The organism is Gimesia alba, from assembly GCF_007744675.1.
GTDB lineage: Bacteria > Planctomycetota > Planctomycetia > Planctomycetales > Planctomycetaceae > Gimesia > Gimesia alba.
The window spans coordinates 2,358,303-2,374,234 of record NZ_CP036269.1 but is presented as its reverse complement, the minus strand read 5'-3'; the positions used below and the strand labels follow the sequence as shown (position 1 = coordinate 2,374,234).

General features: G+C 49.7%; 12 protein-coding genes. 7 read left to right on the top strand and 5 right to left on the bottom strand.

The window, feature by feature from the left end; all coding sequences use genetic code 11:
- Positions 1-80 precede the first annotated feature (80 nt).
- Together Pan241w_RS08830 and Pan241w_RS08820 are read right to left on the bottom strand one after the other, a co-directional pair.
- A complete protein-coding gene (locus Pan241w_RS08830) occupies positions 81-1,817 on the bottom strand; it encodes a hypothetical protein (RefSeq protein ID WP_198000419.1) in 1,737 nt (578 codons plus the stop codon).
- Between the two features lie 60 nt (positions 1,818-1,877).
- Entirely contained in the window at positions 1,878-2,849 is a 972-nt protein-coding gene (locus Pan241w_RS08820) for a YybH family protein (protein WP_145213952.1), read from the bottom strand.
- Positions 2,850-3,247: 398 nt separating this feature from the next.
- Here Pan241w_RS08820 and mprF point away from each other — a divergent pair, with 398 nt between their 5' ends.
- The 6 genes from mprF (at position 3,248) to Pan241w_RS08795 (ending at position 11,654) form a co-directional block, all read left to right on the top strand.
- Positions 3,248-5,815 carry a bifunctional lysylphosphatidylglycerol flippase/synthetase MprF gene (gene mprF / locus Pan241w_RS08815; RefSeq protein WP_145213949.1) on the top strand — a complete coding sequence of 856 codons (2,568 nt, stop codon included), beginning with the start codon at positions 3,248-3,250 and terminating at the stop codon, positions 5,813-5,815.
- Entirely contained in the window at positions 5,799-7,853 is a 2,055-nt protein-coding gene (locus Pan241w_RS08810) for a glycogen debranching protein (RefSeq protein ID WP_145213946.1), read from the top strand. Before mprF ends, Pan241w_RS08810 begins: the two co-directional genes overlap by 17 nt.
- Before the next feature lie 54 nt (positions 7,854-7,907).
- Positions 7,908-8,051 carry a hypothetical protein gene (locus tag Pan241w_RS29340; RefSeq protein ID WP_198000418.1) on the top strand — a complete coding sequence of 48 codons (144 nt, stop codon included), beginning with the start codon at positions 7,908-7,910 and terminating at the stop codon, positions 8,049-8,051.
- Positions 8,052-8,203: 152 nt separating this feature from the next.
- The gene (locus tag Pan241w_RS08805; RefSeq protein ID WP_145213943.1) at positions 8,204-9,478 is read left to right on the top strand and encodes an FAD-dependent oxidoreductase; all 1,275 of its coding nucleotides are present in this window, start codon (positions 8,204-8,206) and stop codon (positions 9,476-9,478) included.
- Between the two features lie 131 nt (positions 9,479-9,609).
- Positions 9,610-10,626 (top strand): prenyltransferase/squalene oxidase repeat-containing protein, encoded by a 1,017-nt coding sequence (locus tag Pan241w_RS08800; RefSeq protein WP_145213940.1) that lies wholly within the window; start codon positions 9,610-9,612, stop codon positions 10,624-10,626.
- Between the two features lie 164 nt (positions 10,627-10,790).
- Positions 10,791-11,654 carry a DUF6159 family protein gene (locus tag Pan241w_RS08795; RefSeq protein WP_145213937.1) on the top strand — a complete coding sequence of 288 codons (864 nt, stop codon included), beginning with the start codon at positions 10,791-10,793 and terminating at the stop codon, positions 11,652-11,654.
- Between the two features lie 12 nt (positions 11,655-11,666).
- Here the strand turns inward: Pan241w_RS08795 and Pan241w_RS08790 are convergent, their stop codons facing one another.
- Complete coding sequence (locus Pan241w_RS08790) at positions 11,667-12,494, bottom strand: glycerophosphodiester phosphodiesterase (protein WP_198000417.1); 828 nt, start codon at positions 12,492-12,494, stop codon at positions 11,667-11,669.
- Positions 12,495-12,683: 189 nt separating this feature from the next.
- On the opposite strand from Pan241w_RS08790, the gene Pan241w_RS08785 reads away from it, so the two are divergent.
- Positions 12,684-14,750 carry a serine hydrolase gene (locus Pan241w_RS08785; RefSeq protein WP_145213931.1) on the top strand — a complete coding sequence of 689 codons (2,067 nt, stop codon included), beginning with the start codon at positions 12,684-12,686 and terminating at the stop codon, positions 14,748-14,750.
- Between the two features lie 27 nt (positions 14,751-14,777).
- Here Pan241w_RS08785 and Pan241w_RS29335 read toward each other — a convergent pair whose 3' ends face one another.
- Positions 14,778-14,921, bottom strand: coding sequence for a hypothetical protein (locus Pan241w_RS29335; protein ID WP_198000416.1), 144 nt, complete (start codon positions 14,919-14,921; stop codon positions 14,778-14,780).
- A gap of 3 nt (positions 14,922-14,924) precedes the next feature.
- Positions 14,925-15,881, bottom strand: coding sequence for an alpha/beta hydrolase (locus Pan241w_RS08780; protein ID WP_145213928.1), 957 nt, complete (start codon positions 15,879-15,881; stop codon positions 14,925-14,927).
- Positions 15,882-15,932: the final 51 nt, after the last annotated feature.

Sequence of the window (15,932 nt, the reverse complement as noted above, 5' to 3'; positions counted from 1 at the left end):
AAACAAAAACAGAGTTGGCCTCGAACGACCAACTCTGTTTTTTTAAATTTCAAATGCGACCTGTGTGAATTGAGCAAACCTTATTCACTCGCAGCAGCATTTTTATCTTTGTCTTTCTGGTCCAGTCTCACCATCAGCCATTGTTGTGTCTGATCTTTTCCAACATGAACCAGCAAGGGAGCTTCATCTTTCGTCAGATTGTAAATACCAGTGTCATAAACGGTATTCTTGTCATCCCCCACCGTCCAGGCAGCACGTTGACTCTTTTTGTCAATCGATCCCTGCACCTGCTGCGTCTTCTTGGTTTTCGTATTGGTGTAATTTCCGCGGATAATGCCTTGCGAATTGACAGCCAGTTCGACAACCGAATCAGATTTTGTCTGTCCACTTTCAGACAAAGCAAATACTCCTAGAGGCATCCATTGCTCCTTTTGGTTGACATCAGCAGAAGCACCGGCGGCCGCCAACTGGCTGGCCTGCTGTGAATATTCTTCCGCCGTGCCTACATCCTGATTATTGACGTACACACTGTTGTCCTGGTAGACCACGTTATTTCCGTAGTCATAATAAACCGGCTGTGTATCTGCCAAGGTTAACCAGGCCATCATGGAAGCCCAGGTACAAGCTCTCCAGGCGTAGCCCGCAGGCCAGGCAGGAACATACCAGACTCCCGGATTTGCCGCATACCAGCCCGGGTAGTACATTCCGTAACCATAAAAGCCACCTCGAATCACTGCGCCATGATAATAACGAGTGGAAGGAGGCACATGCACAAAACCGGCTGCATAACCGCCGTTCGGACCATGCACGATCCCGCCGGCCGTTGTTCCACCACCACGCCCATGAACCACACCGCCTGCGGCACCGCCACCGTTCGGTCCGACCACTCTTCCTCCTGCAGCAGAAGCACCACCTGGGCCAACGACGCGTCCACCGGCTGCACTCCCGCCATTCGGGCCAACGGCTTTGCCTCCCGCAGCCGACCCACCATTGGGACCGACTACACGACCACCGGTTGCGGAACCACCATTCTTACCGTCAATGGAACCGCCCGCGGCATGCCCCCCATCAGGGCCAATGGCACCACCGCCTGAAATCGTATTTCCTCGCGGTCCTGTATAACTTCCGCCGCCAGCAACTCCCCCATTGGGTCCATGATAAATATTACCTGAACCGGAACCATTCGAGATCGAACGATTAATGGTATCGCGTCCCGTAAAATCCTGAATTTGGGGATGCGAGTTGGTGACGGAATTGTGACCGGCATCGGAAGGAAGCCCCAGAAAATTGTCCAGTCCCTGACGTGTGGGCCGCTGGTTAAAGTTCATATTACCTACATTCAAAGAACCATCGGTCCGACCACCACGCAAGCCGTTCCCCCCCCCCTGATTGAGACCGCCACGCCTGAAGTCGCCACCATTGGGACGGTTGATATTTCCGATATTCGACTTATCAAATGATCGCGCTTCGTTGGCGAAACGGCTATCGAAGCCAGTATTGTCATTGAAACGAGGGGGAACATCAAAGCGGCTACCATAGTTGGAAAACCGGCTGCCATTGAAACCGCCTGCGCCCCCCAGGTTTCGGGAACCTGCGTCAAATCCACCACCTCCACCAAAGTTGCGACCGCCTCCATATCCTCCACCACCGAAGCCTCCTCCGCCTCCGCGAAAGCCACCGCCTCCACCACCGCGAAAACCTCCGCCGCCCCCTCCGTGAAAGCCACCGCCGCCAAAGCCGCGCGCCCAGGAGACAGACGAATCAGACGAGACAAAGAGTAAGGTCGTAATGGAAAGGACGCTGATGAAAAGTTTCATTCGATCAATCCTCAATTTCTGTATTCTTAAAAAAGCAATAATTTATTGTACGAGCCGGCACTATTTTCGTTTGGAGACAACTTCCAGTGCGTCGGGTAACGGATTTCCATTCACAGTGCGATGCACCGATTGCCAGCGGCAGCCGTTGTCATCAATCCTGGAAAGGATGTTATTCGCACTGGTAATCATTCCGTTACTGGTGACTCCCCGCGATTCGATGGCCCAACCGTTCTCTACGGGAACCCAGATTCCCAGAGCATGGCTACCATCGGTATTGAACGTCCAGGACATGATGTCACCGGAAATGGGATCGACGCCGATAATCTGTTTTCCCACTACTTTTTTTGCACCTTTCATGGTCGAATAGAAAGTCCGCTCAATAAACTTATTGCCGGGCAACCAGCTAAAGTCTGTGGTTAATGTGATGCCTCTGTCTTCGGTAACCCAGGTCCCAATCAGCCACTCGAGATCTTTGATTCCGGAAAGAGAACCGGCCGCAGGCATTGCTGATTCTTTGATGCTGCCAATTTGCCATTGTCCATTACGCTTCACATGTGTGGCTGTATATTGGCTATACTCGGGCGCCACTTCAGGAACCGATACGATCGTCCGACCATCCTCAATCGCCAGAGTTTCACCAATCTGACGAACAGAATCGACAGAGATTTGAATTTTCGCTCCCTTGTTTTTCTTGAAATAGGTTGAGTATGCCCTTTGGATGGCAGCACGTCCGACCAACCGTTTTCCGCTAGCCTCGATATACTCACCCTCCGGAGCCCAGAAACCAGCTACTTTCTGGGCATCCCCCTGATCGAAGGCCACTTTAAATGCAGCTGCCATGTTTTTGATGGCCTGCGTGGCCCCAGAAGTTTGAACCGTCGTTTGCGTTGCAGAAGGAGCCGGCGGCGCAGACTCGCCATTCAGAGGAGTTCTCTGAAACTGAGCAAAGCCAACAGAGCTGTCAAAGACAATCAATAGCAACAAAGCGGGAAGCGTAAGACCACAACAGGTCCGTCGAAGGAGAAAATTCATTCTGACATCTTTCAGAAATTTGCGTTGTTTGTGAGAGAGTACACGAGCTGCCAGTCATAAACAGCAACTACGATTTATTTTATTCCTGTCTGTTCAATATTGCACGCTTTATTTATGATCTCTTTCAGAAATTTTATAAGCCGTGTCTCTTAACGGTAAACTCAATCACCCAACTACATCAAAAGCGCAATTTAGAAAGAATATTCACGCGCCGGAGTCCTGAATCAATCAGATAACACATTCTTCATATTCGGCAAACTTTATATAGTAGGCACCTTTTCCGATTCATTAACTGGCTATACTGATACGCTAACACCATGTCCTGACACACATCAGTTCTTCCTGATCGTATCATTCAAATGCGATCAACAAACGCCTTAACGATATAAGAATCATAGATGCTTCATCGTCTCAAAAAACTTGCACCTCTGGTCGTCATCACAATATTCATGGGAGCAATCTGGCTGCTCTCCAAAGAGTTGAAGCATTACGACCTGCACCAGATCCGTTCTGCCGTTGCTCATATTCCGGCCTGGCGTCTCTGGGCAGCCGCTGGTTTAACGATTTTCAACTATCTGATTCTCATCGGCTATGATTATCTCGCAGTACGCGCCATTCAACATCCGCTGCCGCTCCGCAAGATCTCACTGGCTTCGTTTACCGGCTTCGTCATCAGTTATAATTTTGGCGCTCTGCTCGGGGGAACGTCCGTCCGATACCGTCTCTATTCCGCCTGGGGGCTTTCGGCAGTCGAAATTCTGCAGCTCGTGATCATGCTGGGCACAACCTATTGGATTGGCGTGTTTGCCTTAGCCGGTGCCGTGTTCATTTTACATCCTTTTCCTGTCCCGGCATCATTACACTTACCATTCGTAAACGTTCAATCGATCGGGTATGGCCTGCTGGCTGTCGCCGCCGTTTATGCAGCCCTACCCTTCATTCGCAAATCGCCGATTGCAGTCAAAGGCATTGAATTTCACTTTCCCAAAACCAGCATGACTCTGCTGCAACTTCTGGTTTCCGCGGTAGACCTGATGCTGGTCGGCGCCATAGTTTACACCTTGTTAGCACCTGACCTGACGATCGGCTATCCGGAATTCCTGGGAATGTTTCTCTTGGCGACGGTGGCCGTGGTTCTGTCTCACGTTCCCGGCGGCGTGGGTGTTTTTGAGCTTGTCATTTTAACTCTGGTTGCTTCCCCGTCGTCAGCAAAAATCCTGGCTGGCTTGCTGGTATTCCGAGTCATTTACTACCTGATCCCGCTCTTCATCGCGATTATCATGCTGGGATTGCACGAACTTTCTCTGCAACACGGGCTGGCAACGCGGGTTGTTCAAAAAGTGAATCGCTGGTCTGTCTCTGTGACTCCCCTGGTTCTCTCCTGGTGCACGCTCCTGGCGGGAGCGGTCTTACTCTTTTCAGGCTCCACTCCCATTGTTAAAGCACGACTCGCGCACCTGCAGCATACAATCCCCCTGCCGCTCGTCGAAGTCTCCCATTTTATCGGCAGCCTGATTGGTGCCGCACTCCTGGTACTCGCACGCGGCCTGCAACGACGACTTGATTCCGCCTGGTGGTTAATCACCTCATTACTGGGACTCGGCGTGATCGTCTCGCTCTTAAAAGGCTTTGATTACGAAGAAGCAATCCTGCTGGCTTTGATCATGATCGCGCTTTTTGTCAGTCGCAAACAGTATTATCGTAAGGGGACTTTGATCCACGCACGATTCAGCCTGGCCTGGACCAGCACGATTCTGGTAATTGTCATTTGCTCGATCTGGCTCGGTCTGTTTGCCTACAAGCACGTTGATTACTCAAATGAACTCTGGTGGGTCTTTACTTTCAAAGGAAACGCATCCCGCTTTATGCGCGGCAGTATTGGTGCTGTCATCTTTCTTTTGTTATTTGCACTATCAAAACTAATCGCCGCACATAAACCCCGTTCTCAAGTACCAACGGCAAGCGAACTGGCTGCTGTCACTGAAATTGTGAAGGCAGCCCCCAAAACATCGCCTTACCTGGCTTTACTGGGAGATAAATCTCTGCTGTTGAACGAACAGCAAACGGCTTTCCTGATGTATGGCGTTCAGAAACGTTCCTGGATCACATTCGGAGATCCTGTGGGTCCCGAAGAGGAGCGCGCCGAACTGATCTGGCAGTTCCGGGAACTGGTCGACCGTTATGACGGTTGGCCTGTGTTCTATCAGGTCGAACCCGAAAACCTCTCCCTCTATCTCGATCAGGGAATGAGCATTCTAAAGCTGGGTGAAGAAGCCCGTGTGCCTCTGGAAGCATTTGATATCGCTGGCAGCAGTCGAAAAAAGCTCAGACAAACAGTCAATCATTGTCATAAAGAACAGTGTGAATTTTCTATCATCCCCGTTGATCAGGTTCCTGGGTCACTTCCCGAATTAAAACAGATCTCGGATGCCTGGTTGAAAACAAAAAAAGTCTCTGAGAAAGGCTTCTCTCTCGGCTATTTTGACGAAGACTATCTCAAACAGTTTCCCATCGCCGTCGTGAAACAAAACGGAAAGACAGTCGCTTTTGCCAATGTCTTGGAGGGAGCAGACAAGGAAGAACTCTCTGTCGACCTCATGAGATATCTGCCAGAAGCACCGGCGAGTGTGATGGAATATCTGTTTATTGAATTACTGCTCTGGGGCAAACAGGAAGGGTATGCCTGGTTCAATTTTGGAATGGCCCCCTTATCGGGAATGCAGAATCGTCCCCTCGCGCCGGTCTGGAACCGGACCGCGAATCTGATCTTTCGACATGGCGACCACTTCTATCACTTTGAAGGGTTACGAAGTTATAAGGAAAAATTCGATCCGGTCTGGACTCCCAAATATCTGGCCTCGCCAGGCGGACTTGCCTTGCCTCATATCCTGACAGACATCGTCGCTTTGATTGCAAAACCTCACTCGGACTTAACAGGGACATCACCTCATGGACCATTGGGATAAAATCGAAGGGTCTCCCATTCACCTGGGAGAAACCTGGATCGCATCGGAGAATGCCTATAATTTTGCCCTGTATTCAAAACACGCGACGCAGGTTTCGATCCTCTTCTTTACCGAAGAGAATTTGAATGAACCCGTCTTTCAATTTCAGTTTGAACCGCATCGCAACAAAACCGCGGAAATCTGGCACTGTCGTATTCCGGCTCCCGAGATCAAACATGCCAAATATTATGCCTACCAGATAGCCGGCCCTTCCCCAGAAGGTCTCTTTGACTGGCACACTTTCGATCCGGAAAAACTATTAGTCGACCCTTACTCACGCAACATCTACTTCCCCCCCACATTTGACCGGCAGCTTGCCTGCCAGCCGGGAAGTAATATGGGCCGTGCTCCTTTATCTGTTCTGCAATCGATCAAATGTGCGTTCACCTGGGAGGACGATGAACCCATTCATCATACCTCTAATCTGGTCATCTATGAAATGCATGTCCGGGGCTTCACCAAACATAGTAGCTCCGGTGTTGCTGAAGACGCACGCGGTACTTTCGCCGGCGTCATCGAAAAAATCCCTTACCTGAAAGAATTGGGAGTGACGGCAGTCGAACTGATGCCCGTATATCAATTCGATACCCAGGACGGAAATTACTGGGGGTATATGCCCCTCGGTTTCTTTGCTCCTCACGATGGTTATTGCACGTCGCAAGAAACATGCGAACGTCATATCGAATTTTGCGAGATGGTCAAGGAACTGCATCGTGCGGATATCGAGGTCATCCTTGATGTCGTCTACAATCACACGGGCGAAGGAAATGAATTTGGCCCAACCTATAGCTTCAAAGGCATTGACAACACAACCTATTATTCAACGACAGGTAACCCAGACTCTCCCTATGCGAACTACTCTGGTTCAGGAAACACACTTCACACAGCAAACCGGGCAGTTCGCAAGTTAATAATCGACAGCCTGCAATACTGGTCCGGGGAGATGCACGTAGACGGCTTTCGGTTTGACCTAGCCAGTGTTCTTACGAGAAGAGCTGACGGGAGTATTGAAGAAACGAATCCAACCACTCTGGGTCAAATTGCTTCCGACTCGGCTCTGGCTGGCCGACGTTTTATCGCAGAACCCTGGGATGCGGGCGGAGAATTTCAACTCGGTTCAAAATTCCCCGGCCATCGCTGGATGCAATGGAACGCCGCCTATCGAGATACTTTACAGCAATTTGTTCGCGGCGACTCAGGCCGTGTTTCGGATCTGATGACCCGACTATATGGCAGTTCGGACCTCTTTCCCGATGACTGCATGCATGCCCTCCGACCGTATCAGAGCGTCAATTACATTACATCTCACGATGGGTTTTCCTTATATGACCTCGTCTCCTACAACGAAAAACGGAACTGGAAAAACGGCGAAAAGAACGTCGATGGCACACGCGACTATAGTTGGAATTGCGGCTGGGAAGGCGAAGAGGGTGCCTCGCCAGAAGTAATGCAGCTCAGAAAACAACAGGTCAAAAACTTCTTTTGTCTGCTGATGGTGTCTAATGGCTCCCCTATGTTTCGGATGGGAGATGAGTTTCTGCAGACACAAGAAGGAAACAACAACCCCTATAACCAGGACAATGAAACAAGCTGGCTCGACTGGAGCAGACTGGACACACACCGCGACATGTTTCGCTTTGTCAAATTGATCATTGCCTTTCGCAAGCGACATTCCTCTTTGTGCCGGTCACATTTCTGGCGAGACGATATCAACTGGTATGGGGTCACCCACTATGTCGATCTCTCAGAGAATTCGAAAACACTGGCATTCTGCCTGCACGGTGCAGAAGAGGAAGACGCCGACATTTATGTGATGATCAATGCTTCCGCAAACGCGTGTCACTTTGGAATTCATGAAGGGGCTCCCGGCGAGTGGAAACGAGTCGTCGATACCTCTCTGGCCAGTCCCCAGGATATACTGGAGCCGGAAGAAGTTGCTGTGGTTTCCTCATCCACGTATGATGTTCAAGCACGTTCTGTGGTGATATTAATGAAGTAATCGGATGCGTCATGCAACTGTCCATTAACTAAGATATTGATCGGGAGAAAACTGATGATTAGCCTCATGGAGGTGTTTGGCAGCCTGATGATTCTCTTTGTGATTGTCCTGTTTTCTCATCGCCAGATTAAACGATCGGCAGACCGAAAAAACAAAGAAAACCGCCAGGAAGGAGAGTCAGGACAGAACTCTGAGTAACCTCAGTCAAAGCCACTCGATAGCTAAGGAATCATTTTGAGGAAAGATCCGTCATTTTCATCTTGAGGGTTTCAATTATCTGACCTAAGCTACTGAATCGCGCCCGCGATAGTGATTGATCCATCGAAGCCACTTTACAGGAGGTAAAGGCTGTGAGCGAATTCCAACCACCACAATCTGGGGATAAGATTACTACTCGCTGCTGCGTTGTCGGCGGTGGCCCTGCCGGCCTGTTTTTAGGTTTCCTCCTGGCCCGTGCCGGCGTAGAAGTCATTGTGTTGGAAAAGCACAAAGACTTCCTGCGAGACTTCCGTGGCGATACCATTCATCCTTCGACACTGGAACTGATGCACGAGTTAGGAATTCTGGATGAATTCCTGCAAATTGCCGATAAGCATTTTGATTCGCTCGATTTCAATATTGAAGGCAAGCAGATCCCAGGCCCCTACTTCACCCACCTGCCCACCAAATGCAAATTTATTACGTTTGCCCCTCAGTGGGACTTTTTGAATCTACTCGCGAAACATGCCAGCGAATTTCCAAACTTCCAGGTTCATATGCAATCCAAGGCAACGAACCTGATCCATGAAGGCAATCAGGTTGTCGGCGTTAAAGTAGAGGGCGTTAACGGCGAATATGAAATTCGCTCCGACCTGGTAGTCGGAGCCGACGGACGAGGATCTGTGCTGCGAGTCGATGCGGGAGTCGAAGTCGTCGAAAAAGGAATTCCCATCGATGTCCTCTGGTTTCGCGTCGGAAAATCGAGTGAGTTACTGGATCACACATTGGGACGAATCAAGAATGGTCGGATGCTGATCACCGTTGATCGTGGAGACTACTTCCAATCGGGATTGATCATCCATAAAGGGTCCTTTGACGAAATCAAAGCGGAAGGACTGGAAGCATTTCGCAAGCGAGTTTCAGATATTTTGCCGGATCTCGCAGATGGTGTTGCCGCAATTGATGACTGGGAAAAAGTTCGTCTACTATCGATCCAGCTGAACCATATTACCAACTGGGCTCAACCGGGTCTCTTATTTATTGGTGATGCCGCCCATGCGATGTCGCCCGTTGGTGGAGTGGGCGTTAATCTCGCGGTCCAGGATGCCGTTGCGACTGCGAACCTGCTCGCCGATAAACTTTATACAGGCAAAGTCACACTCGAAGACTTAAAACAGGTTCAACACCGCCGTGAGCCCCCCGCACTCAAAACACAACGCATGCAGGTTTTCGCGCATCAGCGTCTGTTTGGCGGAAAGACCGCTCCCGGAAAACCGGTTTCGCTTTCCTGGGGCTTTCGTAAAGTCGCCGGCCTGTTCGCCCCGATCATCCGGAAAAAGGCAGGCAAAATCGTCGGCCTCGGCTTCCTGCCCGAACACATTCAGACTCCGGAACGAGCCCCCAAAGAAAGTGCTTCGTTGACCTAGTCGATATCAGATTCACAAAAGTACAAAAGAAGCTGGCGGTTCAGCCTCTTGAATTGTTAGAATGAATTCTGTTTCAAGGTGCCATTAGGTGCCTGACTCAAGTAGCATGCATCGACAATTGGGGGCTCAGGATGCGTCTAGGCTGTTTCAATCTACTGCTGTCTGTTATCGCTTTTCACCTGACCGTTCCCCTCCAGGCGGAAGAAATCACTCTCGATCCTTCCGCCATCAAAGCCGCGATCCAGTCATCAATCCCACTCATCGAAAAAGCGGCCGCAGGTTCTGCCCGCGAGCGGAAATGTTTTACTTGTCATAATCAGGCTCTGGCTGTGCTCGTGCTGGAAGAAGCAAAACAGCGAGGATTTACAATTGACGACGCCAACCTTGAGTTACAGATCAAGCATACCGCCGCCCATCTCAAACGCGGTCTGAAAAATTATCAGGCAGGCAAAGGTCAGGGAGGCGGGCCGGACACCGCCAGTTTTGCACTCTGGACTCTGGAACTGGTGGGACATAAATCGGATGAAGTCACAGAAGCAGTAACCGGCTATCTATTGGAACGGAACAAAGATAAAAACCACTGGATTCGAAATTCAACACGCCCCCCTTCCATGTCCAGTGATACGAACACGAATTATTTTGTCATCCGAGCGCTCAAAACCTTTGGCACCGAGGAGCAGCGTCCTCGAATCGATGCCCGGACACAGCAGGCACAACAATGGTTACTCGATCTGCAGCCTCAATCGACCGAAGAACGCGCCTTCCAACTCCGTTCGTTTCTGATCCTGGAGGTTGACGAAGCAGTCACCCAGGCTGCCATCACAGCATTGCTCAAAATGCAAAACAAAGATGGCGGCTGGTCACAACTCCCCGAGATGACCAGCGACGCTTATGCCACAGGAACGGTACTTGTCGCCCTGCTCCGCTCTGATCTCGTCTCCGCCGATCAGCCGGCTGTCAGACGAGGTATTCAATATCTGCTTAACACACAACTGCCCGATGGTTCCTGGCATGTGCCCACGCGTGCGAAACCGTTTCAGACTTATTTTGAAACGGGCTATCCGCACGGTAAGGACCAGTTCATTTCAGTCACCGCCAGCAGCTGGGCCACGGTGGCCCTGTTATTAGCACTGCCGCCAGAGAAATAACCCATGTTTTGCTAACAATCAGTAAAATCATCAAGAATTTTCAAATCGATTTCGCATTTTGGAGTCGATCTGTTATAAACCGAGCTAGGCTTATTTCGACGTGACCGGTTGAGGTCTAAGTTGTTTCTCCACAACACAGAGATCATTCTTGAGGATTGATGATTATGTTTAGCCGCATTTCCAACGGATGGGCGTTATCCAAACAAAGTTTCCGCGTCTTGATGCTGGATAAAGAACTCTTGTTGTTCCCGATCATGAGCGGTTTTGCCTGCCTGATGGTCTTGGCCAGCTTTGCGCTCCCACTGATCAACAGTAAATACGTCACGGTCATTATGAACGAGCATCAGGCCCCTCAAGATCCGCTGGCCTATGTCATTTTGTTTGCCTTCTATTTCGTGAACTACTTCGTCATTATCTTTTTCAACTCAGCGTTAATGTCCTGTGCCATCATCCGGCTCAAAGGGGGAAATCCCACGATCGGCGATGGTTTCTCGTCTGCCCTGAATCGGCTGCCGCAAATCACAGGCTGGGCACTGGTCAGTGCGACCGTCGGCTTCATTCTCAGACTGATCGAATCAAAATCAGAAAAGATCGGGCAACTCGTCGCCGGGCTGCTCGGTATGGCCTGGTCGATTACGACTTATTTCGTCATCCCAGTTCTCGTTGTGGAAAAAAAGAATCCCTTCGAAGCCATGAAACGCTCAGTAGGTATTCTTCGCAAAACCTGGGGTGAGTCTCTGGTCGCTAACTTCGGGATCGGCCTGATTGTCTTCCTGCTGATGATCCCCATCTTTGGGCTGATTGTAGGCGGCTTCATCATGATCGGATCGGTCAATGCAGTCATTGGTGGTATTATGATCGCAACCGGAATTGTCTGTATCTTACTTGTCTCACTGGTCTCTTCGGCCATCCATTCGATTCTGATTGCCGCGATCTACCTCTTCGCAGCAGAAGGCGAAGTTCCTGATCAGTTCGACCAATCACTGATCGAGCACGCGTTTACACACAAAAAAGCCAGATCGATTTGAGCCGTCACAGAATCAGTTTTTCGTCTGCTGATCCGCGTCCCGCCAGACCTGCCTGCATTCCAGAGGATAATCGGTCAACATGCCCTCGACACCCGCTGCGCGAATCTGTTTCCAGACAACCGGGTTGCGGCGGGCATCCCCTGCACCACCAAAGTTAAACAGGACCTGCTTCCCCTGCTGCTTGAGTCGATCGACTTCCGCTTTCTCTGCAACAAACGTCAGCAGAAACACATCCAACTGATTCTCTTTTAATCGCGCGTCAATGCTTTTGCGGTTGACGTTCTGTCCAATCCGAATGCGAGGATTCAGTTTCTTCAGCCGTTGGCTCATTTCCGCATTCTGATCAAACGCGAAACTGTCCTCGAACAGATCATATTTTTCGAGCAACTCCACCAGTTTCTTTTCGCCGTCGGGGTTCAATTGCTTGATGTTGAGCGCAATGATTGTATCCCCCTGCTTTCTCTCTTTGATCAACTTAAGTGTCTGTTCCAAAGTAGGAATTCGTGTCCCGGCGAATGCCGGATCAAACCAACGCCCCGCATCCAGTTGCTGTGCTTCCGCCCATGTCACATCACGAATGGACTTACTGGGGCCATTGGTTGTTCTCGGCAAGCTGTCATCATGAATGATCACCAACTCTCCGTCTTTGGTAGTGCGGATATCCAGTTCAAAACCAATCCTCAAATCCAGGCAGACACGAAACGCCGGCAGCGTATTTTCCGGAGCGTGACGCAACATTCCCCGATGGGCAATCAGAACGGGATCAGCGGCAGAACTCACCTGAGAGAGAACACAGAAGCAGATACAAAACAGACTCAGTCTGACATTGATTGATTTCATGATTAATGAGTGCCCTTCACCTGGCAGCATTTCTGAGGAATAAAATTGACTCTACGGTACCATTCATCAGAATAGAATCGAGAAACCAGATCACATCGAACTGGATTCTGCTTGAAGACCATCCTGACAGTGGAATATCATTATAGATACCATTCTGCCCCCTGTCTGTCACCTGAATCGGAAATAAAAATGCATTACCTGAGACCTTTCCTCTTTGCCCTGTTATTCATGACACTTCCTCTGAACGCGGCAGAGACGGAATTCGAATTGCAATTAACTTCTTCCAGCTATCAGCGATTCATCACTCGGATCAAAAAACAAGGCTTTGCACTCACGGATGTCAGCGTCACGCCGGGAAAACGCTTCGACAGATTCATGGCCATTGCGGTGAAACAACCGGGCCAGAACACATGGAAGGCCCATCATGGTCTTGACGCCCGACAGCTGGAAGAAAAACAAAAACAATACGCCAGTGAAGGTTTTCAGCCAGTTGTCATCAGCGGCTACGAACGGGGAAACACATCACGATTCGCCGTACTCTGGGAAAAGAACGATCAAGCCGAACATATCATTCGGCATTCACTTTCGAATACCCAACTACAAGACACACTCAATGAGTTAAAGCAGAAAGGTTTTATTCCGTTTAAACTGGATGGCTACATGCTCAATAACCAACCGGTCCATGCCGGGATCTGGGTGAAACGAAATGATGTCACCTGGGATGCGACCTGTAATGTTCCTTCAGACCAGTTTCAAAAAATCTTCGAGGACGTTTCTTCTCAGGGTTTTCGTCTGATTGATCTCTGCGGCTATGTGATTGATCGCAATCCTGTCTACCATGCAGTCTGGTATAAAGAAACGGAACCCGCCTGGATGTCACAATTCCATCTGACCCTGAAACAGTTCCAGGCAGAAGACAAAAAAATGCAGGATCAAAATTACCAACTCACGAATATCGATGGCTATCGAATTAACAACCAGCCCTTCTTCAACGCCATCTGGGTGAAAGAAGAAAACAAAACAGAATCCTCTATCTGGAAAAACGCCGATGAGATTCCGGTCTCAGGAAAAGAACAAAAAGAGTTCGCCTCCCTGGACCGTTCCGTCAAAGAATTCCTGCTGGAGCACCAACCTCCGGGAGCCGCGGTCGCCGTCAGTTATCGGGGTCGGCTCGTCTATGCGCGGGGGTTCGGCTATGCAGACCAGGAACAGAAAATGCCGGTTCAACCCAACAGCCAGTTCCGGATCGCCAGCATTTCTAAGCCGATCACTGCCGTCGCGATTATGAAACTGATTGAAGAAGATCAACTGGAATTAGATACCAGGGTCTTTGATATTCTCAAGAAGTATCAGAATGAACTTTCCAAACAGGGTGTAGATCCTCGACTGAAAGAGGTGACGATCCAGCAATTACTTAACCATACTGGAGGCTGGGATCGAAGTGTCTCTTTCGACCCGATGTTTCGATCGGTTTCTTTCGCGAAGCAATTGGGAAAGAAACCTCCTGCTGAAGCCGATGACGTGATTCAGGTCATGCTGAAACAGCCTCTCGATTTTAATCCCGGAGAACGTTATGCTTACTCAAACTTCGGCTACAGCCTGCTGGGCAGAGTCATTGAAACCGTAACCGGAAAACCGTATCACGAGTATATGCAGCAAACGATCTGTGCCCCGCTTCAGATGACACATACAACCCTCGGAAAAACGCTGCTGAAATACCGAGAACCGAATGAAGTCAAATATTACAGTCCCAGGGTAGGAACCTCTATCTTTACACCAGAGGGAGAGGTGGAACAGGTGCCTCAACCCTATGGTGCCTGGTATCTGGAGGCGATGGATTCTCATGGCGGCTGGATTTCTTCTGCACCCGATCTGGTCCGATTTGCAACCGCATTCAATGACCGCGAGCAGTGCCCGATTCTCAAAGCGCCCACGATCTCACAAATGTTTCAGCGCCCGGAAGGCCTGGCCGGCTTTAATCAGAACGGAGACCCCAAAGCCGTCTTTTATGCCTGTGGCTGGTCAGTGAGATCCTTTAACAATCGGGACAGCGAAAATCATTGGCACAACGGTGCACTACCAGGAACGTCTACCATTTTGGTAAGACGTCGCGATGGGCTCAACTGGGCCATCCTGTTCAATACACGCTATGGAAAAGAGAAAAAGAGTTTATCGTCTCTGATCGACGGGCAGATGCATCGCTGGGTAAACCAGATCGACAACTGGCCTGAAAAAGATCTCATTGACCAGAACTGACATTGATGCCCTTCAGATCAAACAGGCTTATGGCTTCAAATGGGTATCAAAGAACTCGTAAGCTGTCTCCCGTGTTGCCGGAGGAAAATCATGCTTTGCGTTGGGGTAAACGGCCTGTAAATTTTCTGGCTTACCAGCCAGATCGTAAACTGGTTTCGCAATCTGAATCACATCTTAAACTCCCGAAACTTCAAAGTTGCTATCTTCCACCGGCGAACAGGCAAGAAACGCCCGCGGTGCAAAGCTGGCTACGATTTCGGTAAAATCAAATGGAACCAGATCGGGGTTATTCTGATATTTGCTATTAATTAATGGCATATAGCGATCGCTGGTCCAACCTTTCAGCTTCCCGCCATAATATTTATGAAAACGGGTAAATCCACAGCTGGAGACCAGCGCTTTAATGCGGGGATCAAAGGCAGCCGTAAACATCGTATTGTGACCTCCCAGCGAATGCCCGATACAGCCAATTTTCCCATGATTCACATAATCCAGCGACTGCAATAAATCGATTGATCTCATATTGTCATAAATGGCCTTCATCGTCCCACTACGATATTCAGGATGCGCCTTGAAATCATAAGGGTACTCACCAAAAGATGGATAATCGGGAGCCAGCGTCACATAGCCCCGCTGCGCCAACTCAAGTGCATACTTCAGATTCGGCAGCCCGTTAATCCCCGCTGGTTCTTCTTTGCCGATTTTTGAATTTGTTTGATGCAGACATAACACCGCCGGCACCGGATGCTGCTTGCTGGCTGAGCGTGGGATAAACAAATAAGCTTGCACTCGCTGTTGAGCATCGTCGGTATGATAAGAAATTTTCTGGCGTTTCAGCGTACCAATGCTGGTCTCTTCCAGCACCTTCATCTCCAGAGGAACCGGCTGCGCAGGACGAGGCACTTCTCCCATTACGGTCTGCATGTTTGCTAGAATATGCTGACGGCGTATTTTCCAGTCTTCCCAGGTTTTAATGGGCTGTTTCTGGCCACTCCGGTTCAAAAAATACGAAAGGTCAAGATGCTCCTGGTAAACGGGAGCTCCTTGACTCTGTTCTGTACGTTGATCGTCCGCCAGCAGCCCGGAAACATAACCTGACAGACAAACCAGTAATCCACAGATCCGCAGCATTTTTGATCCGCCTTTCAGACAGGAAGAATTTGGACTGTCTCTGCTTTTCTA

Excerpts from the sequence above, each read along its gene's own strand:
- Pan241w_RS29340 (WP_198000418.1), top strand. The coding sequence starts at position 7,908 with ATGATTAGCCTCATGGAGGTGTTTGGCAGCCTGATGATTCTCTTTGTG.
- Pan241w_RS08830 (WP_198000419.1), bottom strand. The coding sequence starts at position 1,817 with ATGAAACTTTTCATCAGCGTCCTTTCCATTACGACCTTACTCTTTGTC.
- Pan241w_RS08810 (WP_145213946.1), top strand. The coding sequence starts at position 5,799 with ATGGACCATTGGGATAAAATCGAAGGGTCTCCCATTCACCTGGGAGAA.
- Pan241w_RS08785 (WP_145213931.1), top strand. The coding sequence starts at position 12,684 with ATGCATTACCTGAGACCTTTCCTCTTTGCCCTGTTATTCATGACACTT.
- Pan241w_RS08795 (WP_145213937.1), top strand. The coding sequence starts at position 10,791 with ATGTTTAGCCGCATTTCCAACGGATGGGCGTTATCCAAACAAAGTTTC.
- Pan241w_RS08800 (WP_145213940.1), top strand. The coding sequence starts at position 9,610 with ATGCGTCTAGGCTGTTTCAATCTACTGCTGTCTGTTATCGCTTTTCAC.
- Pan241w_RS08780 (WP_145213928.1), bottom strand. The coding sequence starts at position 15,881 with ATGCTGCGGATCTGTGGATTACTGGTTTGTCTGTCAGGTTATGTTTCC.
- Pan241w_RS08790 (WP_198000417.1), bottom strand. The coding sequence starts at position 12,494 with ATGAAATCAATCAATGTCAGACTGAGTCTGTTTTGTATCTGCTTCTGT.
- Pan241w_RS08820 (WP_145213952.1), bottom strand. The coding sequence starts at position 2,849 with ATGAATTTTCTCCTTCGACGGACCTGTTGTGGTCTTACGCTTCCCGCT.
- mprF (WP_145213949.1), top strand. The coding sequence starts at position 3,248 with ATGCTTCATCGTCTCAAAAAACTTGCACCTCTGGTCGTCATCACAATA.